The 1052-nt window shown below is 42.3% G+C and carries 1 protein-coding gene; it reads left to right on the top strand.

Features of this window, described 5'->3' with window-relative positions:
* Window positions 1-1052, top strand: a 1052-nt coding sequence (locus C7958_RS15515) for an acyl-CoA carboxylase subunit beta (protein ID WP_111573572.1), incomplete at both ends; no start/stop codon positions are given.

Raw genomic sequence — 1052 nt, 5'->3', positions numbered from 1 at the left:
GCCAGAGAAAGAATAGAATACTTACTGGATGATGGTACATTTAATGAATTAAATATGTTTGTAGAAAACCGCAGTACATCTTTAGGGATGGATGAAAAAGAGGTTCCGGGAGAGGGTGTAGTAGTTGGCTATGGTACTATTGAAGGCCGTTTAGTCTATGTTTATGCTCAGGATTTTACAGTCATGGGAGGTTCAGTTGGGGAAGCACATGCCAATAAGATCTCTGAGGTAATGGACCTTGCTGTTAAAAATGGAGCTCCAATAATTGGTCTTAATGATTCCGGTGGAGCCAGAATCAATGAGGGGATAGATTCACTCAATGGTTATGGAGAAATTTTCTACCGCAATACTAAAGCCTCTGGTGTAGTTCCCCAGATTACAGCAATCTTAGGACCCTGTGCCGGTGGAGCTGTTTATTCTCCTGCGATTACAGATTTTATCTTTATGGTGGACCAGACATCAAAGATGTTTATCACCGGACCCAGTGTAATTAAATCGGTGACCGGAGAAGAGGTTTCAGCCGAAGATCTGGGTGGGGCTCTGACTCATAACCAGGTCAGCGGTGTTGCTCACTTTATGGAAGCCAGTGAAGAGGCTGCACTGGATAATATCCGGAGATTATTGTCTTACATACCTGATAATTATAAAGAAGAGCCCGCAAAGATTGAAATCCAGGATGATCCGGGCCGCAGCACTGAAGAACTGAAAAAAATAGTTAAGGAAAACCCACAAAAAGCTTATGATGTCAGAGATGTAATAGATGTTCTGGCAGATAAAGACAGCTTTATGGAGGTCCAGCCTTATTTTGCCCAGAATGCAGTAGTCGGTTTTGCCCGTTTAAATGGCCGCAGTGTGGGTATTATAGCCAATCAGCCGCAGCATCTAGCAGGCTGTTTAAATATTGATGCTTCGACTAAAATTGCACGTTTTATTCGCTTTTTAGACAGTTTTAATATTCCTATTATTTCTTTAGTTGATGTTCCAGGCTATATGCCGGGTACAGAACAGGAATATGGAGGAGTAATTCGTCACGGTGCCAAGGTACTTTATGC

Origin of the sequence: Halanaerobium saccharolyticum, assembly GCF_003259895.1 — a bacterium.
In the GTDB taxonomy this organism is placed as follows: domain Bacteria; phylum Bacillota; class Halanaerobiia; order Halanaerobiales; family Halanaerobiaceae; genus Halanaerobium; species Halanaerobium saccharolyticum_A.
This window is presented reverse-complemented; position numbering and strand designations above follow the sequence as displayed.